This window comes from Paenibacillus sp. ALE3 (genome assembly GCF_054113405.1).
On the sequence record NZ_CM134214.1, the window covers coordinates 1,834,591 to 1,859,295 of the forward strand.

Annotated in this window: 26 protein-coding genes; 23 read left to right on the top strand and 3 right to left on the bottom strand. The window is 46.8% G+C overall.

Annotation, left to right across the window (positions count from 1 at the left end; genetic code table 11):
• Positions 1-14: 14 nt before the first annotated feature.
• The 5 genes from lpdA (at position 15) to lipB (ending at position 5,819) form a co-directional block, all read left to right on the top strand.
• The gene (gene lpdA / locus ACXHJ2_RS08160; protein WP_165082297.1) at positions 15-1,436 is read left to right on the top strand and encodes a dihydrolipoyl dehydrogenase; all 1,422 of its coding nucleotides are present in this window, start codon (positions 15-17) and stop codon (positions 1,434-1,436) included.
• 140 nt (positions 1,437-1,576) lie between these two features.
• Positions 1,577-2,605 carry a thiamine pyrophosphate-dependent dehydrogenase E1 component subunit alpha gene (locus tag ACXHJ2_RS08165; RefSeq protein ID WP_165082299.1) on the top strand — a complete coding sequence of 343 codons (1,029 nt, stop codon included), beginning with the start codon at positions 1,577-1,579 and terminating at the stop codon, positions 2,603-2,605.
• A 2-nt stretch (positions 2,606-2,607) separates the two neighbouring features.
• Positions 2,608-3,594 carry an alpha-ketoacid dehydrogenase subunit beta gene (locus ACXHJ2_RS08170; RefSeq protein WP_013310796.1) on the top strand — a complete coding sequence of 329 codons (987 nt, stop codon included), beginning with the start codon at positions 2,608-2,610 and terminating at the stop codon, positions 3,592-3,594.
• Positions 3,595-3,683: 89 nt separating this feature from the next.
• A complete protein-coding gene (locus ACXHJ2_RS08175) occupies positions 3,684-5,075 on the top strand; it encodes a dihydrolipoamide acetyltransferase family protein (protein WP_058829755.1) in 1,392 nt (463 codons plus the stop codon).
• A 45-nt stretch (positions 5,076-5,120) separates the two neighbouring features.
• The gene (gene lipB, locus ACXHJ2_RS08180) at positions 5,121-5,819 is read left to right on the top strand and encodes a lipoyl(octanoyl) transferase LipB (protein ID WP_025675624.1); all 699 of its coding nucleotides are present in this window, start codon (positions 5,121-5,123) and stop codon (positions 5,817-5,819) included.
• Between the two features lie 118 nt (positions 5,820-5,937).
• Here the strand turns inward: lipB and prli42 are convergent, their stop codons facing one another.
• Complete coding sequence (gene prli42 / locus ACXHJ2_RS08185) at positions 5,938-6,042, bottom strand: stressosome-associated protein Prli42 (RefSeq protein ID WP_016822268.1); 105 nt, start codon at positions 6,040-6,042, stop codon at positions 5,938-5,940.
• 85 nt (positions 6,043-6,127) lie between these two features.
• Here prli42 and ACXHJ2_RS08190 point away from each other — a divergent pair, with 85 nt between their 5' ends.
• Positions 6,128-7,261, top strand: coding sequence for a tripeptidase T (locus ACXHJ2_RS08190; protein ID WP_025675625.1), 1,134 nt, complete (start codon positions 6,128-6,130; stop codon positions 7,259-7,261).
• 70 nt (positions 7,262-7,331) lie between these two features.
• On the opposite strand, the gene mciZ is transcribed toward ACXHJ2_RS08190, so the two are convergent.
• Complete coding sequence (gene mciZ, locus ACXHJ2_RS08195) at positions 7,332-7,475, bottom strand: Z-ring formation inhibitor MciZ (protein ID WP_013371746.1); 144 nt, start codon at positions 7,473-7,475, stop codon at positions 7,332-7,334.
• 133 nt (positions 7,476-7,608) lie between these two features.
• On the opposite strand from mciZ, the gene ACXHJ2_RS08200 reads away from it, so the two are divergent.
• From ACXHJ2_RS08200 to ACXHJ2_RS08230, 7 genes are all read left to right on the top strand, one after another.
• A complete protein-coding gene (locus ACXHJ2_RS08200; RefSeq protein ID WP_165082301.1) occupies positions 7,609-8,220 on the top strand; it encodes an NUDIX domain-containing protein in 612 nt (203 codons plus the stop codon).
• A gap of 4 nt (positions 8,221-8,224) precedes the next feature.
• Positions 8,225-9,421 carry an endonuclease Q family protein gene (locus ACXHJ2_RS08205; protein ID WP_165082303.1) on the top strand — a complete coding sequence of 399 codons (1,197 nt, stop codon included), beginning with the start codon at positions 8,225-8,227 and terminating at the stop codon, positions 9,419-9,421.
• A 202-nt stretch (positions 9,422-9,623) separates the two neighbouring features.
• Positions 9,624-10,277: a stage II sporulation protein M gene (gene spoIIM / locus ACXHJ2_RS08210; RefSeq protein ID WP_013371743.1), complete on the top strand. Its 654-nt coding sequence runs from the start codon at positions 9,624-9,626 to the stop codon at positions 10,275-10,277.
• A gap of 101 nt (positions 10,278-10,378) precedes the next feature.
• The gene (gene fur, locus ACXHJ2_RS08215; RefSeq protein WP_013371742.1) at positions 10,379-10,876 is read left to right on the top strand and encodes a ferric iron uptake transcriptional regulator; all 498 of its coding nucleotides are present in this window, start codon (positions 10,379-10,381) and stop codon (positions 10,874-10,876) included.
• Positions 10,877-11,041: 165 nt separating this feature from the next.
• Positions 11,042-11,284 (top strand): YqzK family protein, encoded by a 243-nt coding sequence (locus tag ACXHJ2_RS08220; RefSeq protein ID WP_013371741.1) that lies wholly within the window; start codon positions 11,042-11,044, stop codon positions 11,282-11,284.
• A gap of 105 nt (positions 11,285-11,389) precedes the next feature.
• Complete coding sequence (gene xerD, locus ACXHJ2_RS08225; RefSeq protein WP_165082305.1) at positions 11,390-12,334, top strand: site-specific tyrosine recombinase XerD; 945 nt, start codon at positions 11,390-11,392, stop codon at positions 12,332-12,334.
• A 72-nt stretch (positions 12,335-12,406) separates the two neighbouring features.
• A complete protein-coding gene (locus tag ACXHJ2_RS08230; protein ID WP_165082307.1) occupies positions 12,407-13,231 on the top strand; it encodes a purine-nucleoside phosphorylase in 825 nt (274 codons plus the stop codon).
• Between the two features lie 180 nt (positions 13,232-13,411).
• Here the strand turns inward: ACXHJ2_RS08230 and ACXHJ2_RS08235 are convergent, their stop codons facing one another.
• Entirely contained in the window at positions 13,412-14,566 is a 1,155-nt protein-coding gene (locus ACXHJ2_RS08235) for an O-antigen ligase family protein (protein ID WP_457874732.1), read from the bottom strand.
• A gap of 195 nt (positions 14,567-14,761) precedes the next feature.
• Between ACXHJ2_RS08235 and ACXHJ2_RS08240 the strand changes: the two genes are divergently transcribed.
• From ACXHJ2_RS08240 to ACXHJ2_RS08285, 10 genes are all read left to right on the top strand, one after another.
• Positions 14,762-16,402, top strand: a complete 1,641-nt coding sequence (locus tag ACXHJ2_RS08240) for a glycosyl hydrolase family 28-related protein (protein WP_165082311.1) — start codon at positions 14,762-14,764, stop codon at positions 16,400-16,402.
• A 221-nt stretch (positions 16,403-16,623) separates the two neighbouring features.
• Entirely contained in the window at positions 16,624-17,817 is a 1,194-nt protein-coding gene (locus ACXHJ2_RS08245) for a D-alanyl-D-alanine carboxypeptidase family protein (protein WP_165082313.1), read from the top strand.
• A 96-nt stretch (positions 17,818-17,913) separates the two neighbouring features.
• Positions 17,914-18,267: an anti-sigma F factor antagonist gene (gene spoIIAA / locus ACXHJ2_RS08250; protein WP_013310782.1), complete on the top strand. Its 354-nt coding sequence runs from the start codon at positions 17,914-17,916 to the stop codon at positions 18,265-18,267.
• Positions 18,264-18,719: an anti-sigma F factor gene (gene spoIIAB, locus ACXHJ2_RS08255; protein WP_013310781.1), complete on the top strand. Its 456-nt coding sequence runs from the start codon at positions 18,264-18,266 to the stop codon at positions 18,717-18,719. The genes spoIIAA and spoIIAB overlap by 4 nt, the downstream gene beginning before the upstream one ends.
• Before the next feature lie 11 nt (positions 18,720-18,730).
• Positions 18,731-19,486 carry an RNA polymerase sporulation sigma factor SigF gene (gene sigF / locus ACXHJ2_RS08260; protein WP_013371734.1) on the top strand — a complete coding sequence of 252 codons (756 nt, stop codon included), beginning with the start codon at positions 18,731-18,733 and terminating at the stop codon, positions 19,484-19,486.
• Positions 19,487-19,660: 174 nt separating this feature from the next.
• Entirely contained in the window at positions 19,661-20,302 is a 642-nt protein-coding gene (locus tag ACXHJ2_RS08265) for a stage V sporulation protein AA (RefSeq protein ID WP_025675632.1), read from the top strand.
• On the top strand, positions 20,299-20,721 hold the full coding sequence (locus tag ACXHJ2_RS08270; RefSeq protein WP_013371732.1) for a stage V sporulation protein AB: 423 nt from the start codon (positions 20,299-20,301) through the stop codon (positions 20,719-20,721). The genes ACXHJ2_RS08265 and ACXHJ2_RS08270 overlap by 4 nt, the downstream gene beginning before the upstream one ends.
• A 26-nt stretch (positions 20,722-20,747) precedes the next feature.
• Positions 20,748-22,442: a spore germination protein gene (locus ACXHJ2_RS08275; protein WP_165082315.1), complete on the top strand. Its 1,695-nt coding sequence runs from the start codon at positions 20,748-20,750 to the stop codon at positions 22,440-22,442.
• Between the two features lie 110 nt (positions 22,443-22,552).
• Complete coding sequence (gene lysA / locus ACXHJ2_RS08280) at positions 22,553-23,920, top strand: diaminopimelate decarboxylase (protein ID WP_165082317.1); 1,368 nt, start codon at positions 22,553-22,555, stop codon at positions 23,918-23,920.
• Positions 23,921-24,082: 162 nt separating this feature from the next.
• On the top strand, positions 24,083-24,517 hold the full coding sequence (locus ACXHJ2_RS08285; protein ID WP_013310775.1) for a peptidylprolyl isomerase: 435 nt from the start codon (positions 24,083-24,085) through the stop codon (positions 24,515-24,517).
• The last annotated feature ends 188 nt before the right edge of the window (positions 24,518-24,705 follow it).

Genomic DNA, 24,705 nt, shown 5'->3' on the forward strand with positions numbered 1-24,705 from the left:
AATGGAGGAGAAACATGACTATACATTGTGATGTCGCTATTTTGGGTGGAGGAACCGGAGGGTATGTAGCAGCAATTCGCGCAGCCCAGCTCGGCAAGGAAGTGGTGATCATCGAAAAGGACAAGCTCGGCGGAACCTGTCTGCACCGTGGTTGTATTCCGAGCAAGGCTTTGCTGCGCAGTGCGGAAGTATATGCAACGATTAAAGAAAGTGCACAATATGGTATTGAGACATCTGGAGCACAGCTTGTATTTCCCAAGGTTCAGGAACGTAAGGAAGCCGTTGTGGAGCAGCTACACCAGGGCGTTCAATTTTTGATGCGTAAAAATAAAATTACGGTGCTTAGCGGTAAGGGACGCGTGATTGGACCGTCTATATTTTCTCCTAAAAGCGGTGCAGTGGCTGTGGAACTAGAAGATGGTGAGATGGAGACGATTGTTCCGGCACACCTCATTATTGCAACAGGATCACGTCCGCGTGTGCTGCCTGGACTGGAGCCAGATGGCGAATTTATTTTGAGCAGTGACGAAGCATTGACTATGGAGAACCTGCCAGCATCCCTGATTATCGTGGGTGGTGGGGTCATAGGCGTGGAATGGGCCTCCATGCTAAATGATTTTGGCGTTGAGGTTACGGTGGTTGAGGCCGCGAATCGACTTATTCCTACGGAGGACGAAGACGTTTCGCGTGAAATGCAGCGCTTGTTAACCAAGCGTGGTGTCAAGGTGCTGACGGGGGCACAGGTGAAGGCTGAAACCTACGGCAAGGATGAGGAAGGCGTACAGATTGACGTGCAAAAAGGTGAAGAAACCGAAACCCTCAGTGCTTCCAAACTGCTCATTTCTGTAGGTCGTCAGGCGAATGTCGAAAATATCGGGTTGGAAAATACGGATATCCGCGTGGAGCGTGGCTTTATCTCGGTTAATGAGCATTTGCAGACAAATGAGCCACATATCTACGCCATCGGGGATTGCATCGGCGGCTTACAACTGGCCCATGCCGCGAGTCATGAAGGCTTGCAGGCAGTTCATCATTTGGCGGGCGAAGAGTTTCACAGCGTACCCAACTATATGATTCCGCGGTGTATTTACACACGTCCTGAAGCCGCAAGCGTCGGCTTAACGGAGCAGGAAGCCCGTGAACGTGGACACCAGGTGAAAACAGGGAAGTTCCCTTTCCAAGCTATCGGAAAATCGCTAGTATACGGTAGTCGAGACGGCTTCGTGAAAGTGGTGGCGGACCAGCAAACCAATGATATTCTCGGTGTACATATGATCGGTACGCATGTAACGGATCTGATCAGCGAGGCCGCTCTTGCGCAATTGCTGGATGCTACGCCGTGGGAAGTCGGACAGCTTATTCATCCGCATCCAACGTTGTCGGAGATTTTGGGAGAAGCGATGCTGGCAGTTGATGGACAAGCGATAGGCATATAAACGTTTCAAATAAATCGGTACTTTTCTTTTTGGGGCGAAAAGGATTATAATGGGGTTAGTCAGAGTTTAGTACCAGGTTTTAAGACAAGATGGTACTAGGTGCTGAAAGTAGGATGTTTGACATTTAAGGAGGTGCCTCAATGAGTTCTAAAGGCGCTGTAGACGCTGGCTTCAGACATGAGCAGCTGGGACTTACTCACGGACAAGTAATTGACATGTACAGATATATGTTGCTCGCAAGAAGATTTGACGAGCGCAACATGCTCCTGCAACGGGCAGGGAAAATTAATTTCCACGTTTCCGGCATTGGACAGGAAGCGGCACAAGTAGGTGCAGCTTTCGCTCTAGACCGGGAAAAGGACTATTTCCTTCCCTATTACCGGGATTACGGATTCGTGCTTGCAGTCGGCATGACGCCGCGCGAATTGATGCTGTCGGCATTTGCCAAGGCAGATGACCCTAATAGTGGAGGGCGCCAGATGCCAGGGCATTTTGGTAGTAAACGGCTGCGTATTGTGACAGGCTCCAGCCCAGTGACGACACAGGTACCACATGCAGTGGGTGTAGCGTTGGCCGCCAAGATGCAGAAAAAGAATTTTGTATCGTTTGTTACGTTTGGGGAAGGCTCCAGTAATCAGGGGGATTTTCACGAAGGCTGTAACTTTGCAGGTGTACAGAAGCTGCCAGTCATCATTATGTGTGAGAACAATCAATATGCAATATCGGTTCCGATTCATAAGCAGTTGGCAGGAAAGGTAAGCGACCGGGCATTGGGTTACGGATTCCCTGGTATTCGTGTCGACGGTAATGATGCGCTAGCCGTATATGCCGCGGTGAAGGAAGCACGTGAACGTGCTGTCCGCGGTGAAGGTCCTACGCTAATCGAAGCGATGATGTACCGTCTGTCCCCTCACTCCACCTCGGATAATGATCTGGCTTACCGGACCAAGGAGGAAGTGGATAAGAACTGGGCCAAGGACGGCGTAGCCCGCATGAAGAGTTACTTGATTGAATGCGGCATTTGGGACGAGGCCAAAGATGCAGATCTATCGGCCGAGCTGCTGCTCGAAATCAAGGAAGCCATTGAATATGCAGATAATGCGCCTTTTCCTAAGCCTGAAGATACGCTACTGCATGTGTATGCTGATAGCGATGGGGAGGGGCGGTAACGATGGCGATTATGGAATATATTGATGCGATACGTCTTGCTATGAAAGAAGAAATGGAACAGGATGAAACGGTTTTTGTATTAGGTGAGGACGTCGGCGTAAAAGGCGGTGTTTTTACAACGACTAAAGGGCTCATGGACCAATTCGGTGAGCAACGTGTCATGGATACGCCGTTGGCAGAGTCGGCGATTGCAGGCGTTGCGATTGGTGCGGCGATGTACGGAATGAAGCCGATTGCCGAAATGCAATATTCGGACTTCATGCTGCCGGCGACGAATCAGATTATTAGTGAAGCGGCTAAAATCCGCTACCGCTCTAACAACGATTGGAATTGCCCTGTGGTGATCCGCGCCCCCATCGGTGGCGGTATTTTTGGTGGTTTATATCATTCTCAGTGTCCAGAATCTATCTTTTTTGGTACACCAGGTTTAAAAATTGTTGCTCCATTTACACCTTATGATGCCAAAGGATTGTTGAAAGCAGCCATTCGTGACCCTGATCCAGTGCTGTTTTTTGAAAATAAAAAATCCTACAAGCTGATTAAGGGTGAAGTGCCTGAGGATGATTATATCGTTCCAATTGGCAAGGCTAATCTGCTACGTGAAGGTGACGATATTACGGTCATCGGATATAGCCAGCCGTTGCATTTTGTTATGCAGGCAGCTGAAGAATTGGAGAAGGAAGAGGGCATTACCGCACATGTTGTGGATTTGCGCACACTCCAGCCTTTGGATCGCGAAGCCATTATTGAGGCTGCACGACATACAGGTAAGGTTTTAATCGTTCATGAGGACAACAAAACGGGCGGTATCGGTGCCGAAGTATCGGCTATTATTAATGAAGAGTGTCTGTTCGAACTGGATGCACCGATTGAGCGTCTGTGCGCTCCTGATGTGCCAGCCATGCCGATCAGTCCACCGATGGAGAAGTTTTATATGTTAAACAAGGATAAAGTGAAGGAAGCCATGCGTCGTCTCGCAATGTATTAATATAGAGCAGATTCGGGCGAAAGCATTCCATAAGTGTAGTGGGGCAGCGATAAAACGCGCCCTTCTATGATGTTAAGGAGTTGAAAAAAATGTCAGACCAAACACAATGGAACGACGTGACCATGCCGCAATTGGCTGAATCGCTCGTATCAGCGACAATCGCCAAATGGCTGAAACAACCTGGTGATCCAGTAGAGCAATTCGAGCCAATTTGCGAGGTCATTACAGATAAAGTGAACGCAGAAATTCCCTCCACATTGGATGGGATTATGGGTGACCTGTTGGCAGAGGAAGGTCAGACGGTAGCGGTAGGCGAGTTGATTTGCCGTATCCAGACGAAGTCGGCTGCACCTACAGCATCAACAGGAGGGACACCTGCGGCATCAGCATCCCAAAGCAACGTGCAAGCACAATCCCAGCAGAGTGCTGGATCGGATCAGTCCATGCGCGGACGTTTTTCTCCAGCGGTCCAAACACTGGCTGCTGAGCACAATGTAGACCTAAGCAGAGTGCCAGGCACAGGCATGGGGGGAAGAATTACCCGCAAAGACGTGTTGAATTTTGTGCAGCAGGGCGGCTCTGCTCCAACTGGAGTGACTGGTCAGACGAGTGGAACCACGCAAGGGCAAGGATCTCCTTTTACAGGACTCCAGCAGTCTGCCGTTCAGCATAGTGCACCAGTTCAAAATATGGACCCTGCGATTCCGGTGCGCAACAGTGGCATTCATTTAACGGAAGCTCCAAAAGTTCCTATGATCGAAGTTGAGGGTGGCAACAATAACAGATCCGAGTATTTTATTGATGTTACACCCATTCGTAGTGCAATTGCCCGCAATATGCGGCAAAGTGTTTCGGAAATTCCTCATGCCTGGACGACGATTGAAGTGGATGTGACCAATCTAGTGATGCTCCGCAACAAGATCAAAAACGAGTTCAAACAAAAAGAAGGCATCAATATTACGTATCTTGCTTTTCTCATGAAAGCAGTCGTGAATGCAATCAAGGAATATCCGATCATGAATTCGGTATGGGCAGTGGATAAAATTATCATCAAAAGAGACATCAATATTTCGTTGGCCGTAGGTACAGAGGACTCCGTTCTTACTCCTGTTATTAAAAAGGCCGATCAGAAAAATATTGCTGGCTTAGCTCGTGAAATTGACGATTTGGCACGTAAAACTCGCGAAGGTACACTCAAACTGGACGACATGCAGGGTGGAACGTTCACCGTCAACAACACAGGTTCCTTTGGTTCAATTTTATCTTATCCGGTGATTAACTATCCGCAGGCTGCAATTCTTACCTTTGAATCCATTGTCAAAAGACCAGTGGTCATTGATGATATGATTGCGGTGCGCTCAATGGCTAATCTGTGTCTGTCGCTGGATCATCGTATTTTAGATGGAGTGATTTGCGGACGATTCCTGCAACGGGTTAAAGAAAATCTAGAAGGCTACACCTTGGATACGAAGCTGTACTAATCATCCGAACAGTTAGGTAAATGGACGGAGAGGAAGTGACAGGCCGTGAATAGACGACCGCTTGATGTAACCTATACGAATAGGATGGAATATGCCCATGCTTGGGATGTCCAGAAGGAGATTGTGGGAAAGCTGGATGCGGGGGAGGCGAGAGAAACGCTTATGCTTCTCCAGCATCCACCAACCTACACCATTGGTTCCCAGAGGCATCCTGAGCATTTGCTCCTTACACCAGAGCAGCTGAAAGAGCAGGGAATCAGCGTCTTTCAGATTGATCGTGGGGGAGACATTACATATCATGGACCAGGGCAACTTGTCGGATATCCCCTACTTGTGCTTGGCAACCGAGAGGCGTTAAATCTGCACGGATACCTTCGAAGTCTGGAAGAAGTGATCATTCAGTTGCTGGCATCTTATGGGATTGAAGGGAGCCGTAAGCCTGAATATACGGGGGTATGGATCGGGAATCTTAAAATTGCGGCTATTGGTGTCAAATTTAACAAATGTAAGCACCGTCGAGGCTTCGTAACCAGCCATGGCTTTGCCTTTAACATCAAGTCAGGAATACAGCATGAGGGCTTTGAAGGCATTGTTCCGTGCGGAATTCAGGAATACGGTGTGACATCATTAGAGGACTGTACACAGCAGTCTTTTTCGGTGGAACAGATTGCGAAGGAAATTGTACCGTACTTTGAACAGCAATTTTCATTTGCTGCGCAATGGCAAACGCATTCCTTCCAATAAAGGTCAGGCGGGCAATTGTGTAATTAACACGGGAGCCCGCCTCTTTGCTTGTGCAGCAGCTCGTCTACACATAGCTTCAACGGATCTTGAAGTAGTTCAACCTTGAGCGGTATAGCTATTATAGTGGCATAATAAACGGCTCAATCACCATGAACAGTGTAGAACCAATCATAGCTGCGAGCATAACGTAGACGAAAAAACGAACCCATTTTTTGTTAGACATGTGTAACTCCTTTAGGATAGGTTTAAGTCATAGATAAGAACATCTATCCGTATTGTAACGTAATCGGGAAAGAGAGGAAAGTTTAATGACAGTAGAGATAGTAAAAGACCGAATCGTACAGGAATTTGTGGAACTCGTACAGGTGGATAGTGAAACGAAGCATGAACAGGAAATATCACGTGTTCTGAAAGAAAAGTTTAATGCACTAGGACTGGAAGTCGTAGAAGATGATTCTCGCGAAAGAACGGGACATGGTTCGGGCAATTTGATTGTTACCTGGAAAGCGGAAGGTGTGGAGCAAGCACCCAAAATATTTTTCACCTGTCACATGGATACCGTGACTCCAGGCAAAGGAATCAAACCGCAGTTGGGTGAGGATGGCTGGATTCGCAGTGATGGTTCAACAATTCTGGGTGCGGACGACAAGGCTGGGATTGCTGCTTTGTTCGAGGCGATTCGTGTCGTGCGCGAGCAGAACATACCCCATGGTCAAATTCAGTTCGTGATTACGGCTGGCGAGGAATCTGGTTTAATGGGTGCACGGGCGATGAAGCCGGAAGTCCTGGATTCTGACTTCGGATACGCTTTGGATTCGAACGGTGAAGTCGGTTCTATTTGTATAGCTGCTCCCACACAGGCACGTATTGAAATGAGAATTACTGGAAAGTCCGCTCATGCGGGGGTCAATCCTGAAGATGGCATTAGTGCCATTCAAGTCGCTTCTAAAGCAATTTCTAAAATGAAATTGGGACGCATTGATAAGGAGACGACTGCTAACATCGGCAGTTTCGAGGGCGGCGGCGCGACGAATGTGGTCTGCGATTTTGTATTGATCCGTGCGGAGGCTCGCAGTATTGTACAGGAAAAGGTTAATCATCAGATTCAGCATATGCGTGAAGCGCTCGAAACCACTACGCGTGAATTTGGTGCTCAGGGAGAGTTCCGCAGTGAAGTCATCTATCCAGCATTCAGCTTTACGGAGCATGATGAAGTTGTACAGGTTGCACAGCGTGCCATTCAAGGACTGGGAATGGCAACATCAACCTTCCATTCCGGTGGCGGCTCAGATGCCAATGTATTCAACGGGCTTGGTATTCCAACGGTGAATTTGGCGGTAGGCTACCAGAACATCCACACCACAGAGGAAAAGATCAAGGCCGATGATCTAGTGAAGGTTGCTGAAGTAGTCGTAGCTCTGATCCAAGAAACTACAAAGTAAGACTTACTTCTTACATTTACAATATACCGAAAAAAGGGTTCAGGCTAAAGACAGGAACGGTGTTCCTCCTTTAGATCTGAACCTTTTTTGGAACAGTTAGCGAAGCAATAGTGGCTGTAGGTCCGTATTCCTTTTGCCATTGACGCAGGAGGGCTTGTATCTGCCAGGCTTTGCCAACAATATGAAGGGTGGTTTCAGTTCGGTAACTTTTCATGTTCTGAAATCTCCTTATAGCAGAAGTTTTGATATACTACCCCCAGCATATGTCCCAAGTGGACAAGTTAGACTAATGTTGGAGATAATTAATAATGAAAGAAAGATAGAAGACGAAGGAGGCAACATGTCTGATGAACGACCAAACGAACGAACAAGTGAACAATCCAACAAACAATACACTTCGCAAGCCTTTTTCCAATCCTGCGCTGGAGGAAAAGACCGTGTCCACACAGCCTATTTTTGAAGGAAAGGTCATTACGGTACAGGTAGACACGGTAGAGCTTCCCGATGGTTCCACTGGAAAGCGTGAAATCGTAAAGCATCCAGGTGCGGTGGCAGTTTTGGCTCTGCATGAAGGGAAAATGCTGGTGGTGGATCAGTACAGACAAGCTATGGGGCGATGTGAGGTTGAAATCCCCGCAGGCAAGCTGGAGCAAGGTGAAGACCCGATGGAAGCAGCGGGACGTGAATTGCGAGAAGAAACAGGTTATACAGCCAAATCGTTGAAGCTGCTTCACTCTTTTTATACATCTCCTGGCTTTGCGGATGAAATCATACATCTGTATGTGGCCGAAGACCTGGAGCGAGGTGAGATGGAACCGGATGAGGATGAATTTCTGGAGCTATTTGAGGTGACCCTGGAAGAAGCGCACACGCTTATTCGTGAAGGACGCATTAGTGATGCCAAAACGATTCTGGCCGTCTATGCATGGCAAATTCGCCAACAAACAGGGAGCTTCTAAGCGGATGGATACAAATATAATAGAACTTAACAACTACTTTGCAGACTTGCATATTCATATTGGCAGAACGGAGAAAGGAGCTCCAGTCAAAATTAGTGGTAGCCGTGATCTAACGTTTGCCAATATAGCCAAGGAAGCCTCCGGTCGCAAAGGGATTGGGCTTATCGGGATTATTGACTGCCATGCGCCTAATGTACAGGAAGATATTCGTAGCTATTTGCATACAGGTGAAATGGAAGAAATCAGCGGTGGTGGCATCGCATACAGGGATACAGTGATTCTACTTGGCACGGAGCTGGAAATACGGGCTGAAGGTCGTCCCGAAGCACATGTACTGGCCTATTTTCCTGATCTGGCTGCGATGGAGGATTTTACCCAATGGCTGAGTAAGCATATGAAAAATGTCAATCTCAGCTCACAACGGATCTACGCACCGCCACGTGAGTTGCAGCAGCAAATTTACGGTCGTGGAGGCATTATGGTGCCTGCGCATGTGTTCACTCCGCATAAGGGCATTTACGGCAGTTCTGCAGCCCGTATGGAGGAACTGCTGGATATGGAGCTCATTAGCGGGGTGGAACTGGGGCTGAGTGCAGATTCATCTATGGCTGGTTTGATTTCGGAGCTGGATCGTTTCAGCTTTCTCACAAATTCAGATGCCCATTCACTCGGGAAAATTGGACGAGAGTACAACAAATTATCATTGGCGAAGCCGAGTTTTGATGAATTCAGGATGGCTTTGGAGCGGCGTGAAGGACGGCGAGTGTGTGCCAACTACGGTTTGAATCCCAAACTTGGAAAATACCATCGCTCTTACTGTCAAAGCTGCGGTACGATTATTGATGAGCAGCAGATGGCGGACGAACGTTGCCCTAACTGTGGCCATACCAAGCTGGTGCGGGGTGTGCTCGATCGAATCTGGAGCATTGCCGATCGTGAACAGCCCGTAATTCCCTCCCATCGTCCTCCGTACATTTACCAGATTCCGCTAGAATTTATTCCAGGCTTGGGTAAAGCCAAGCTGAACCAGCTGTTAGCAGCCTTCGGAACAGAAATGAATATTTTACATGAGGTTACGCAGGAGGAACTGTCAGAGGTCGTTGGTAAAGTGTTGGCAGAGCAGATTGTGCTTTCACGCGAAGGACGCCTGGCGCTGGTATCCGGTGGTGGTGGAACATACGGAAAAATAGCGAAATCATAGTAAAGTGTCCTAGTCAAGTCTTGTCTCCCTAAAAAGGCATATCAGCGTCTGCTTGTTCATAACCATAAAATATCTCTGCCGTTGGCTTGGCGCATCATTCGTGATGTTAGATTTGTAGCGAAAGCTGCCCCATTTCTAGCCATCAGCCGTCGGACTACGGTTGTTTTTTGGACAAACAAGCAGATGAAGGGGGCAGAACCCGATGCAATGGTTTCGTCATACGTTAAAGGATCAGACGCCGTATTATGTTTTCTTGGCTGTACTGTTTCTAGTGGGAGTTGTCTTTGGCGCACTCATGGTAAATGCACTTTCCCTGGAACAGTTACAGGATTTGTCCCGTTACCTGAAGGATTTTTTTGTGACGGTCAATCAAAACAAGCAGGGCTTTGCTGATTCGCAGGCGGCCTCGACCTTTTGGGACAGCGTATCACTACATCTTAAATGGGTGGGCCTCATCTGGGTATGCGGGCTTTCGGTCATCGGACTCCCAGGTATTCTTGTATTGAATTTTCTCAAGGGTGTGCTGATCGGATTTTCTGTAGGTTATATGGTAGGGCAATATTCGTGGAAAGGACTATTATTTTCATTGGTTTCCGTTGCTCCACATAACCTGCTCGTGATTCCGGTACTGCTCGTCTGTAGTGTGGCTGCGATGACTTTTTCCATTCATATGATCAAAACTAAAATACTTGCTACTCGGCCATCAGACGGGATGTTGCGTCCGTTGCTTTCTTACGCAGGATTGACTGCTGTGATGATGGTGCTGCTTATCGGCAGCGCATCCTTTGAAACCTGGGTCACCCCGGTTATGATGCAATGGGTCACTCCTATGCTGACGGCTTCCGTGACATCTTGATCTCATTTCAAAATGTTTGACTTTATTTGTATAGACCCCCTATAATAATAGGAGTGAAAAAAAGTGCAGTAGGCAGTAGCTTTGCAGGGGGAGGGAGACACATGGAAGCACGGATCGAAAAAATTAAGCAGCAGCTGCAATCCCAGGGCTACAAACTAACGCCTCAGCGGGAAGCCACCGTCAGAGTTTTACTTGAGAACGAAGATGATCATCTGAGTGCGGAAGATGTATTTATGCTCGTCAAAGAGAAAGCTCCCGAAATCGGTCTGGCAACCGTATACCGTACCCTAGAACTGCTAAGTGAACTGCATGTCGTGGAGAAAATTAATTTTGGCGATGGCGTTGCGCGTTATGACTTACGCGGCGATACAGCCAAACATCACCACCACCATTTGATATGTGTGCAGTGCGGCAGTGTAGATGAAATACTGGAAGATTGGCTTGGACCGTTAGAGGAGCGTTTGGAACGGGAATATAATTTTACTGTAGTGGATCATCGTTTGGACTTCCACGGTATTTGTTATCGTTGTAAGGCGAAGAACGATACAACTGCCCAGAAATCCTCGGGCAAAACCAAGAAAAACAAATCCCAGGATTAATAAGCTGACTACCCAAGCTCTCACCGACGAAGACGCGTTCGGGGGAGCTTTTTTGGTTCGGAATTTACTGTGTAGGACCAAGTGGTATAAAACGGAATAGCTTGTCATACCCTTCCATAGAGAGCCCTACATAGGGACTATATTTTGGGAAGGCGGCTGATCCACATGGTACTATCATTACGGAGAGGACTACAATGGCTGCGCTTGCTGATATTGTTCGGGGTGTTGGCATGTATGTTCTTTTATAGCCTCAGGCTGTTTACAGATTGGATAACACCTGTAGATCATTACCGAATACCGGAAGGACATGCAGTTAAGGTATTTGGCGGACAAACAGTGAATGAAGGGTCCGAGCAACGAATCGGAGTGTTGGAACGTTTACGTTTCTTTTATTGGTATGGTGAGTAGTCTATGTAATCTTCACGATGAGATGATGATATGAAGGCCGCACACGAAGAAGCAGGCGCAACAACTTGAATCGCTGTATGCAGGACAAGGAGACTTTTGGAACTCATGAAAATGTATATTCAACCTTTCGTTCAATATATGGAAGAGGATAAAGGTTTGTCGCGCAGCACATTGGAAGCGTATCAGCGGGACGTACAGCAGTTTGCCGAGTTCGCAGAAAGCTGTGGCCTTGAGCAGCCGGACAATGTACAGCGGTCACATCTGGTGCTGTATTTGGGGCATCTGAAGGAACAGGGAAAAGCCGCGGCGACAATTTCACGTAGCGTCGCCTCGATACGCTCCTTTTTTCATTTTCTCATTCGAGAGGGAATCGCAATCCATGACCCGTCCGTTCTGGTGGAACTGCCCAAAGCCACTAAAAAGAAGCCCTCGGTGTTGACGCAGGATGAAATAGAGCGTTTACTGGCAGCGCCGGATGTGAGTGCCCCGCAGGGGGGGCGAGATAAGGCCATGCTAGAGTTGTTGTATGCGACGGGCATCCGCGTATCAGAGCTGATTGCCCTGAACGTGTGTGATGTGCGCATCGATTTGCGCTTTGTGCACTGTGGCGGTGAGGCGGGCAAGGAGCGTGTTGTACCGATCAGTCGTGAGGCATCACAGTGGGCACAAGCTTACTTGGACGAGCAGCGTCCAGCGTTGCTGCGACCCGGGCAGGGTGAAGAGGCTCAGACAGAGCAGGAAGCCTTGTTCTTGAATGTATCAGGTCAGCGGCTCAGTAGACAGGGCTTCTGGAAAATAATTAAGAAGTACGCTCAGGAAGCAGGCATAAGCAAGGATATCACGCCCCATACGCTGCGACACTCCTTTGCGGTACATATGCTGGAGGGCGGAGCGGACTTACGCTCTGTACAGGAAATGCTGGGTCATGCAGATCTATCAACGACGCAGGTATATGCACAGACCGCTAGACGGAACATGAAGGAAGTATATGAAATGCATCACCCGCACGGCGGCAACCGCACTTCTCATGATAGCAAGGATCAAACGTAACGTCGCTTTGCTATTATAGAAAATGTGATAATGACTATAACTTTACGATTGTACAAGTCAGGAGAGATATTTATGTCAACAGCCAACCAAGCTACAATTCAGGAAGCAGCAGACTATATCCGTGCCAAGAGCGGAATAACTCCAGAGATTGGTCTTATTCTGGGATCGGGCCTCGGTATTTTGGCAGATTTGATTCAAGATGGAGTTAGTATTCCCTATCAGGATATTCCCCATTTTCCCGTATCAACGGTAGAAGGCCACGAGGGGGAGTTACTGTTAGGCACTATTGAAGGTCGCGCTGTCGTCATGATGAAGGGGCGCTTTCATATGTATGAGGGCTATGGCCCGCAACTGACGGCTTTTCCTGTTCGGGTAATGAAGCAGCTCGGGATTCAAAGCCTGCTCTTGACAAATGCGGCAGGTGGTGTAAACACTTCCTACAAAGCGGGCGATCTGATGGTCATCTCGGATCATTTGAATCTGACCGGACAAAATCCGCTGATTGGACCGAACGATGCTGCTCTGGGTGTTCGCTTCCCAGACATGTCAGAGGCATACAGCCGCCGCTTGCGTGAAATTGCCAAACAAACAGCTACCCAACAAGGCTTCAGCCTGCAGGAAGGTGTATATGCCGGATTGCTGGGACCCAACTATGAGACACCTGCTGAAATCGTTATGCTGCGTACACTGGGGGCAGATGCAGTAGGGATGTCGACCGTGTCTGAGGTTATCGTAGCTCGTCATGCGGGGATTGAGGTTTTGGGCTTCTCCTGTATTACCAATATGGCTGCAGGCATTCTGGACCAGCCTTTGTCTCATGGTGAAGTGATGGAGACGGCAGAGAAGGTACGTGAACAATTTCTGAAATTGGTACTGGCGATTATTCCACAAATGTAGATTAAGTATAATTTTCAATTCGAAACGGTGGTTATATTCAAAGAACCCCATATCCGAGCGCCTTTTGATGGCGTGGGATACGGGGTTCTTTTACATACCGCGGTTGAGCTGAGTAAGATTGCCTAGTGAAGAGGGCGTGTGCTCCATGCAGCTGTATTCGCTTTTTCTGCTACAGTTAGTCTATGTCGCTTTTTGCACCTTGATCACAATGACCATGAATATAATCCAGTAGATGGATAATGAGTTCAGAAAACGGCTATCCGTTATATTGTTTAACACGATGAACAGGAAAAAGACGGCTGCCGTAAGCCAAGTATACATATCTGTTTTGCCGATTCTGAATTTAAATAAGGTAGTTACGACGAGTATAACCGTTGCCAGTAGTCCTATAAGACCCACATCGATCCACAGATCTCGAAAGCCGCTATGGCTGCTGGTCAGATCAAAGCGGATGCCGTTCGCATAAATGCTGGGCCGGGCTGCCCAGAAGGAGCCATAACCATGGCCGAACCAGTAGTGGCTCTGAATAGCACCATCAATTCCCTGCCAGATTTCCGTTCTTCCGGTTAAGGTTGTTGTTTTTCCGAATTCCGAGGCAATCGCATCTCCATAAGTAAAGGTAAGTGCCAAACCCAAAAGAACAAGTAAGCAGGAACAGCTAACAAAGAACCCCCGCAACGCGATGCTTCGAATTCTTTTGAATAGTAATATAAACAAAATAAATACGAACAGTGAAGATGTCAGCACCAATGAGGTGGTAGATTGGCATTCGATGAGTAATAAGGTATTGAGTAAGATGAAGCCAATATGTAAAGCTTTGCGTGTGCCCCTGAAAAAATAAATGACGTGTGAAACAAAACTTAACAGCGAGAGGGTTCCAAGTGTATTTTTATGACCGGAGATTCCCTTCCACAGTCCAGTATGTTCTACACCGCCATGAATGGCAAAGGAAGGAACGAGTACAACGGCGAGTAGATTGAGTACGCTCAGGATACTTAATGTAACGACTAAGAGGCGTATGCAGCCCTGTGTTGTATAATGGGTGACCAGATAGAGTCCAAAGGTAGAGAAGGCAATAAATTTGAGAACCATGAGCACGGAAGAAGTCTGCTCTTGTTCAGCCCATATACAGGAGGCGGCGATGTACATCATAAGTAAAGTCAGCAACGGATTATCAGCTAGGGTTGCGATTAATGACTTGAGTGAAGGCAGAAGCATGGTGTAGCTAAACAACAAGATAAGCAGGGAAATCGTGATCACTCTGGGAGACAAACCCTGACAGGCAAAGGGGATCGAGAAAGCCAGTAAACCGGCTACTGTGAGTATGTGTTTCACGGTTTCACCGCCTAGATACGTTATGTATCTATAATATACAAAATGTATCTTCTTGTACAATCATAATAAAATATTTATTTTCATTTTTCACGATCCTAGAGCAAGCCTTATTGTGCATATACTCAGTCCATGCTAAGAAAATGACCGGGCATAGTCTGAAAGTATTTTTACGTTTTTAACAATGGGGGTGTTCGGGTGGCAGATTTTACAGACCGATTGAAGTTGAATTTGAGTGGTACGGGCAAAGAGTTAACGCCTCAGCAGTTAAATGACAATTTTAAAGCCATTGAAAAAGAATTCATGGAACGCAGTGTAAACGTAAGCTGGTTTGGAGCTGCTGGTGATGGTATTCAGGACGACACGGCAGCTTTGCAAGAATTGATTAACAAGACCCCCGATTACTCCATTCTTCACATCCCCAGTGGCCGATACAAAATAACATCTACCCTTCAGATTCGGAAGCAGGGTATGCGCATTTTTGGGATTCATAAGGGGAGATACCGACAGGGTAAGGGAGTTACATCGATTGAATATTATGGCACGGGCCCTTGTTTCCAAATTGGAGACGAAAGTCTGCCATCGTTTAGTGGCTTTCAAAATGTGCAGTTCCATGACTTATCGATCCGGTACGAAGGGACCGACAGAGCTACCTTAAATAATCCGTTTTCGCAGTCAGTGAAGCGCGGGTATTATGGCAAAGGTACTACGGGCATTCAGGATTGGAAGGGCGGCGGCGTTGTCCTGGATAACGTGTTGATTGAGCATTTTGAAACGGCTTTTTGGGGCTATGAAAGTGATGTGAACTTATTTAAATGCACGGAGATAAATTACAATAAAATAGGGATTCACTTGCAGAACAGAAGTTCACAGTTTACAAGCATTGCGCTTTTTACGCTCGGAAACGATACGGCGCTGGACCTGAATAGTTCTAACGGGGCGAGATTCATGGCTAGCCAGCACATTAAGGATGGGAGCCCCAGTGATATTCCCATTCTAATAAATGATTTTATGAATGCAGAATTTATAGGCTGCTGGTTTGAGGGACTAAGCAGAGAACACAAGGTGACAGTACCTTCTTTTATTCAAATTGGTGCTACGAAAGAAACCAAAAATGTTGCCTTGCGCGACTCTATTTTGGCGATAGCAGACAAATACGATGACACCCAATCAGTGTGCAATTATTTTGTGGATGTGGTCATTGGCAAAAAAGTTTTGGTGGACGAGGTGGGCGGATATCCCCGTAATCTAAAACAGCTTATTTGTTTCTCTGGCAGCTCCTCCACACAGCAGGTGACACTTCGCTCACATTTGGATTTTAGCTATAGCAATCATCGTTATGACGAAAATAATGGGACAGGGCAAGCGTTGTTGCTCGTAGAGAAATATTCGAATAATGGTATTGAACATTTGAATGAAACCTTTGTCAAAGCCTACCTTGGTTTAAGGCAAAATATCCCTGCAGGTAGCTGGCAGAAAGTAAGGTTCAATCAAATCAATCATGATGAGTTGACCGAATTCGATGGTTCGAATAGTCGGTGGCGAGCCAAGCGAGCTGGGAAATACAGAATACAAGTCTATATTTCGACCGATCCCCAAGTAGATGGTAACCGGACACGGCTGGCACTTCACCTGAATGATGAGCAGCTTGCCGGAAGTTCTGCTTATGCATATCTCGATGACAGGGTGATTGGCGGGCTGAACTATGGTGCATTGAGTGGAGCAATGGAACTTAGACTTGAAGCGAATTCTTTTATTGATATACGGGTGTTTAGTCAAAATGCAGTGGATATTTTACCGGGTGGAGGTATTACATACCTCACCGTTAGCCGGATTTGAACGATTTTTATAGATCCTGTTACAGACGATACATGTTGTGTCATTTATAGATTGGAAAATAGCACCATGCTGGCTCAGCTTGGTGCTATTTGATGTTTTTATTCATATGGAATATTTTTCTTTCAATCTGACGACAATGGTTAGCAGCACGCGAATAGATCGGGGAGATCAGTAAATGGGCTCCGATGCTTTACGCCAATATGTTGAGGAGGGGACCGATTGTGAAGAAAAAAGTGGTGGCGTTCATCCTGGCTTGTCTGGTAGCCTTGACTGCCGTCCCTGTCGGCGGTTGGGCCGAAGAAAGCAGACCTGAAAGCAAAACCAAAGTAAGATCAGCAGCTGAGCTGGCTCCCGAGGCTCTTTCGGCGATCTTGATGGATGCAGATACAGGCACAGTCATCTATGAAAAAAATAGTCGTGAAAAGCTTCCTCCAGCAAGCATCACTAAGATTATGACGATGCTGCTAACAATGGAGGCCATTCATGATGGCAAGCTCAAGCTGACCGATAAAGTACGGGCCAGTGAGTATGCGTCTTCAATGGGAGGCTCGCAAATTTTCTTGGAGCCGGGAGAAGAAATGACGGTCGATGAGATGCTGAAGGGAATTGCGATGGCTTCGGGCAACGACGCCTCTGTAGCGATGGCGGAGAAAATTGCAGGGTCTGAACAGGCTTTTGTCGAGATCATGAATGCCAAGGTGCAGCAGCTCGGACTCAAAGATACGCATTTTGCCAATTGCAACGGTTTACCCGTAGAAAATCACTATTCCTCTGCGCATGATATTGCGGTTATGAGCCGGGAACTGTTGAAATATCCACAAATTACGAAATATACGGGAGCGTATCAGGACTATTTGCGCAAATCCTCGGTCAAGCCCTTTTGGCTGGTGAATACGAATAAGCTTGTTCGCTTCTATACCGGAGCAGACGGTCTGAAAACGGGCTATACGTCAGAAGCAAAGTTCTGCCTTTCCGCTACGGCGAAGCGTGATGGCTTACGTGTCGTAGCTGTCGTACTCGGTGAGCCGAACACGAAGATACGCAACAATGAGGTTTCTTCCATGTTCGACTACGCATTTTCTCAATATACAATGAAATCCATATATAAGCCAGGTGAAAAGCTGGGCAGTGTAAAAGTTGAAAAAGGTGTATTACCAGAGCTGGAAATTCAGGCGGACCGTTCTTACAGTGTGCTGGTGAAAAAAGGCGGCAACAAACAAACACTGCGTCACGAGCTGCAACTGACTCCAAGCCTTAAAGCTCCTGTCCGGGTGGGTGACCCCGTTGGTAAGCTGGTCGTCTATCAGGATGGACAACGTCTTAAGGAGTTTAATATCACTTCGCCTGTGGCGATCGAGAAGGCCGGCTGGTGGAAATTGTTTAAACGTACCATGTCAAACCTATTTTCTTTGTAGATTTTACGGGGTTTTCTTCTAGTTTTGTCGGAGGGCAGGAATCGTCTGCGACTACGTAGAAATCCTTGTCCAAGACCGGGAGGAGAGTGAGCAAGCATGAACCTGCAAATTGAAATGGAGCATCACCGGGGAGTACTTATTGTAAGGCTGTCTGGTGAACTTGATCACCATACGTCGGATATGGTCCGTATGCAAATGGATGAGGCGATTCAACGCCGGCAATGCGAGCATATCGTGCTCAGCCTGAAGAATCTTCAGTTTATGGATAGTTCCGGCCTTGGCGTTATCTTGGGACGATACAAACTGATCAAGCAAAAGGGCGGGAAAATGGCAGTCTGTGATGTCAATCCGCCGGTACATCGACTGCTGGATATGTCAGGCTTATTTAAAATCATGCCCATCTATGACAACGAGGGAAATGCGCTCACGGAATTGGAGGTTGTGTCATGAGAGAAGGCACGGGGAACAATTTCATGAGCTTGCAGTTTGCCGCCAAATCGGAAAATGAAGCATTTGCCCGCGTGGCTGTGGCAGCCTTTATTTCCAGGCTTGATCCCACGATGGATGAGCTTAGCGATTTGAAGACCGTCGTGTCTGAAGCGGTGACAAACAGTATTATTCACGGTTATGACAGCGATCCGTCAGGTGTTGTAACGATTAAAGTTGGGATTGAAGCGGACGTGATCACGTTAGTCGTTGAGGATGCAGGACGGGGAATTGAGGATCTGGAGCTGGCCAAGCAGCCTCTCTATACGTCCAAGCCTGAATTGGAACGCTCCGGCATGGGCTTTACGATTATGGAAAATTTCATGGATGAGTTCGAAGCAGTCAGTGAGCCGGGCGGAGGCACGTCGGTCCGGATGAAGAAAAGGATTGAATCCAAGAAAGCTTTATATAATTAGGAGTTGATCCTATGGAAGCAGGAGGAAAAAAAACTTCGCACAGCTATTTGGAGGATACAGAGGTCAAGCGGCTTATTGCACTGAGCCAATCTGGTGATAATGATGCTCGTGAGACACTGGTCAATAGTAATATCCGGCTCGTCTGGTCTGTCGTGCAGCGCTTTATGAACCGGGGGTATGAACCTGACGATCTTTTTCAAATTGGTTGCATCGGATTGTTAAAATCGGTGGATAAATTCGATCTCAGCTACGAAGTCAAATTTTCAACATATGCGGTACCGATGATTATCGGTGAGATTCAACGGTTCCTTCGAGATGACGGTACACTCAAGGTTAGCCGTTCCTTGAAGGAAACAGCCAATAAGGTTCGCAAAATGAAGGACGAGCTATCCAAACGGCTCAATCGCCTGCCTACAGTCAAGGAGGTTGCTGATGAGCTTGGAGTGACACCGGAGGATGTTGTTTTTGCGCAGGAGGCGAATAAGCCTCCTACCTCGATTCACGAAACAGTGTTTGAAAATGACGGGGACCCGATTACACTTATGGATCAGATTGCCGATGAATCACAGGAAAGATGGTTCGACAAGCTGGCGCTTAATGAGGCTATTGACGGATTATCTGAGCGGGAGCGATTGATTGTGTACCTGCGTTATTACCGGGATCAGACTCAATCAGAGGTTGCAAGTCGTCTTGGTATTTCCCAGGTGCAGGTATCACGATTGGAAAAAAAGATTTTACAACTGATCCGCGATCAGATTGCCCAATAATAAAGGGCAGGATTTTAGTAAAACTTTATGCTTACGCATTTTGAAGGGTATTCCAAAGCCATTTTAATGGCCAGGAGTACTCTTTTTTGCGTGCGACAAAAGACAATACACAGAATAGGTTTGCTTGCTTCACTCCATACTAATCGGTAATTACGAGGATAAGGAGGGAATCGGATGAATCATAGTCCGGCTCCTATTGTCTACTTGCGGCTCCGCAGCCGTGTGCGTATGATCCAAGGGCAGGATTTACATTTGGGCGATGTAGCCCATCTGCTGACGGAGCCCGAATGGGAAAAGGATCTGCTTGAACTTGTTCTCAAGCGGCCGCAGAAGCAGGACGGTAACCTGATACTGGTGGACATGCTACAGATCATATCAAAAATTAGAGATCATATTCCGGGAGTTGTAATTGAATCTCTCGGGAAACCGCATGTACTTGTGGAACTCGTGGAGAGACCCCGTAAGCCATCCAAAATACTGTTCGTGTTGGTATGGTTGCTCCTGTTTTTTGGCTCTGCGCTGACGATTATGAACTTTCATGCTGACGTTAGCATGATGGAGGTGCAGGTTCGGATTGTAGAAATGATTACGGGACAAAAGGATGAGCACCCGTACTTGTTCCAAATTGCTTACTCGATCGGCATCGGCTTTGGTATGATCGTATTTTTTAATCACTTGTTCAAGAAAAAATGGAATGAGGAGCCGACGCCACTGGAGGTGGAAATGTATCTGTATCAGGAAAATGTGGATCAGTATGTTGTGGCAGAGGAGTATGAAAAGATGGCTCGTTTGCAGCCAAAGGATAAGAAACCATGATATTTGTACAGGCTGCACTTCAGATTATTTTGGGTATCGCTGGGGGGCTGGCGGTAGGTAGCGGTGTGATTGCTTTTTTTATTGTGCTGGATATTATGCCGCGATTAGCACAACTCACCCGGACGTATAAAAAATCACGTGCATACGAAAAGGCGATGATTTTAGGTTCAGTGGTGGGAACCGTGGCCGATTTTTGGAATATCTGCTTGCCATTACCGGGCATATTTACATGGATACCTGGGTTGTTTTGCGGAGTATTTATTGGTTTGCTCGCCGCGGCTCTAACAGAGGTGCTGAATCTCCTACCCATTCTGGCCAAGCGACTCCATATGACCGTATACATGTTCGGTCTGTTAATGGCAATGGTGCTTGGCAAGGTAACGGGTTCCTTATTTGATTGGTTTGTATACAACCGTTAATAGTGAAATAGAAGGGGGCAAGAAGTATGGATCATAGAACGGATCAGGATCAGCAGGAGCATTATCATGGAGACGGAGCAATTGGAAGGGAAAATCATACTGACGGGGAAAGTTTGGGCTCCTGGAAGCAAAAGCAGGAGCAGGAAGCCGCCCGTCTTAAGCACAAAAAAGAAAGCGAGCGTTCTGATAATGTAGAGGAATCCATTCGTTATTGGCAGATTGAGGATGATATTTCGCCAAAGATGAAGGAAAATCGTGAAACCCTTAAGATGGTATTGGGTTTGGGAGAAACCTTTGATGTTGTATTTAGGGAAATGACAACAGGTGGCCGCCATATCGGGTATTTGTTCTTGAATACCTTTGCCAAGGATCAGATCATGCTTGAGGTGCTAAAGCGGCTCACCTATCTGACGCCGGATGACATGACTTCAGCTGGACTTCAAGCGTATTTCGAAAATTTTATTCCACATATACAGGTGGAGAAGACGGATAAGATGTCCGTTGTTATAAACAAGGTACTGACGGGAATGAGTGCTCTCTTCATGGAAGGCGAGCGTTTTGCTGTTATTCTGGATACTCGTAATTACCCTGTACGGAGCCCAGAAGAACCTTCCTTGGAGAGAGTTGTGCGCGGTGCACGTGATGGTTTTACTGAAACGATGCTTACAAATGTAGGTTTAGTGCGTCGGCGTTTGCGAGACCCCGGACTTAAATTCGAGGCCATGCAGGTCGGACGCCGAACTCGAACAGATGTATGCTTGGGCTACATTGATGATATTGTGGATAAGGTTATGGTGGATACGGTACGAGACAAAATTAAAAATGTTAATCTGGATGGTATTCCACTGGCTGATAAGCAATTAGAGGAGACGATTATCAATAAAGGTTGGAATCCATATCCATTAGTACGATATTCAGAGCGACCAGATGTTGTAGCTTCGCATATTATGGAAGGAAGGCTCGTTATTTTCGTTGATACCTCACCCAGCGTAATGATTTTGCCTACCACTTTTTTTGACCTGTGCCAGCATGCAGAAGAGAATCGGCAAACCGCTTTTATGGGTAGCTATTTACGCTGGGTACGTTTTATAGGCATATTCGCCTCGATGTTTCTGCTTCCGATGTGGCTGCTAATGGTTATCAATCCCGAATTAAAACCGGCGTTTCTCGATTTTATCGGCCCTCAAAAGGAAGCGCATCTTCCGCTAATTGCCCAGTTTATCATTGTGGAACTAGGGGTCGATCTTATGCGAATGGCAGCTGTGCATACTCCGACACCATTGGCTTCCGCCATGGGGTTGATTGCAGCGATTCTGGTTGGTGATATAGCGGTTAAGACGGGGCTGTTCGTAAATGAAGTCGTATTGTACATGGCTGTTGCTGCCATAGGAATGTTCGCAACACCAAGCTATGAGCTGGGGCTCGCGAATAGACTGATTCGACTATTCCTGCTGATTGCTGTTGCTATTTTTCACGTACCAGGCTTTGTCGTGGGCACGACACTGATCATTTTGATGCTGACGCTGCATCGGTCATATAATTCTTCGTATTTGTGGCCGTTTATTCCTTTTAATGCCAAAGCGTTAGCTTCCATCTTGTTCCGTATGCCTGTACTTGATGCGCCTAACCGCCCGTCATTTAATAAAACGAGGGACAATACGCGTATGCCCCATACGGATGCCAACACCGATTCGAACTCAGGCAATGGACAGGAGCATTAATGTAAATGATCTGCATAAAAATCCATTGTTCTTAATGTTTTTTTTGCTATACTGGTGTAAACATTCGATGGAATATGACTAGCTTGTTCCAGAAAGAGAGGCGCCAGAACATGTATTTGCATGGAAGCAGTAAAATTAACAGCAATGGACATTTGGAGATTGGCGGATGTGATACCACGCTTTTGAAAGAGCGTTTTGGCACGCCGCTATATATTGTAGACGAACAGTTAGTCCGCCGGCGCTGCCGGGAATTTATAGAAGCATTCCGTGAGACCGGTTTAAAGTTTCAAGTGGCTTATGCAAGCAAAGCATTTTGTGTTATGGCCATGTGCGCTTTAGCTGCTGAAGAAGGGATGTCGCTCGACGTTGTTTCCAGCGGAGAGCTGTTCACAGCGCTGCAAGCAGGGTTCCCGGCAGAACGAATCCATTTTCATGGCAATAACAAGACGCCGGAAGAAATTGAAATGGCGTTAGAGGCGCAAATTGGCTGCTTTGTCGTTGATAGCAAGATGGAATTGCATTTGTTACAGGCTCTCGCTTCTGAAAAAGGACAACAGGTCAATATTTTACTGCGGGTTACGCCGGGGGTTGAGGCGCATACGCATGAATATATGGCCACAGGTCAAGAAGATTCAAAATTTGGTTTTGACATTGCGAATGGCACAGCCCGTCAAGCGGTGGAACAGGCTATCAAGCTGGATCATCTTAATCTGCTGGGAGTACATTCTCATATCGGCTCGCAAATCTTCGAAGTCAATGGCTTCCAAATGGCTGCCGAGCGGGTCGCAGTTTTTTGCAGGGAGATTAAGGAACAGCTTCAGTATTCCTTCAAGGTGATTAATCTCGGTGGGGGATTTGGTATCCGTTACACAGAGGAGGACACACCGCTGAAACTATCCACCTATGTACAGGCTATCGGCGAAGCGGTGAAAACTCATTTTTCAGGGCTTTACGATGAACTTCCAGAAATTTGGATTGAGCCGGGACGCAGTATTGTAGGTGATTCAGGTACAACCTTGTATACGGTAGGAAGCATCAAGGATATTCCGCAGGTTCGTAAATACGTTTCTGTAGACGGCGGAATGACAGATAATCCACGTCCTGCACTGTATCAGGCTAAGTATGAAGCAATGCTGGCTAATCGAGCGCAAGATGCGAACGAAGAGACAGTGTCCATTGCAGGCAAATGCTGTGAAAGCGGCGATATGCTTATTTGGGATGTAGAACTGCCTCGCCCGAATAGCGGAGACTTGCTCGCTGTTGCCTCAACCGGAGCTTATAATTACTCCATGGCGAGCAATTATAACCGGATACGCCGACCAGCAGTTGTATTTGTCAACAACGGTGAGGCCGAGCTGGTAGTGCGTCGGGAAACCTACGAGGATATCGTTCGCAATGATGTTTTGCCACAGCGCTTGGTTCGTGATCAAGCCAGTTCAGTGATTCAGCCCAATGCAAAGATTACGGTTTCGTCCTGATTGTGGAATTCTAAAATCAAGCAGGCCATTGCGTCGGTAATAATAGACCGGGGACAATGGCCCCTTTTTTTGGACAAGGCTTTGCTAAGCGCGCCAATTCATAGTAAACTGGAACTTGATGTTATTTAGTTCTCAAAACAGGTTGAAAAGGAGATACAAACAATGAAAAAAGGTAGAATAGATCTTGAAAACGGCGGTATCGTCGAAATTGACTTTTTCCCAGAAGAAGCTCCAAACACCGTTGCTAACTTTGAAAAGCTGGCAAACAGCGGTTACTACAATGGTTTGAGCTTCCACCGTGTCATCCCGGGCTTTGTTGCTCAAGGGGGTTGTCCGATCGGTAATGGTACTGGCGGTCCTGGCTACACCATTGACTGTGAAACAGCTACGAATACAACAAAGCATGCCAAAGGCGTTCTGTCCATGGCTCATGCAGGTCGCAACACAGGTGGCAGTCAATTCTTTATTTGCTACGCTCCACAGCCGCATTTAGATGGAGTACATACTGTATTTGGTAAAGTAACCAAAGGTATGGAATTCATTGATGCTGTAAAACAAGGCGACAAAATGAAAGAGGTTAAAGTATTTGATGTGTAATTTACACATTACATGCATGATTTGAATTCCTTTAAATAGCGTTGCACCTAAGCCGTTCTGTCTTTGGACAGGGCGGCTTTTGTTGTCTTTTGTTTGACGGTTTGCTGATTTTTACAATCACGTAGGTATTACAGTGCGTAAGATCACATTCGAAAAGTAAGTGTTGTGATAGCCTTTTCATAAGAATG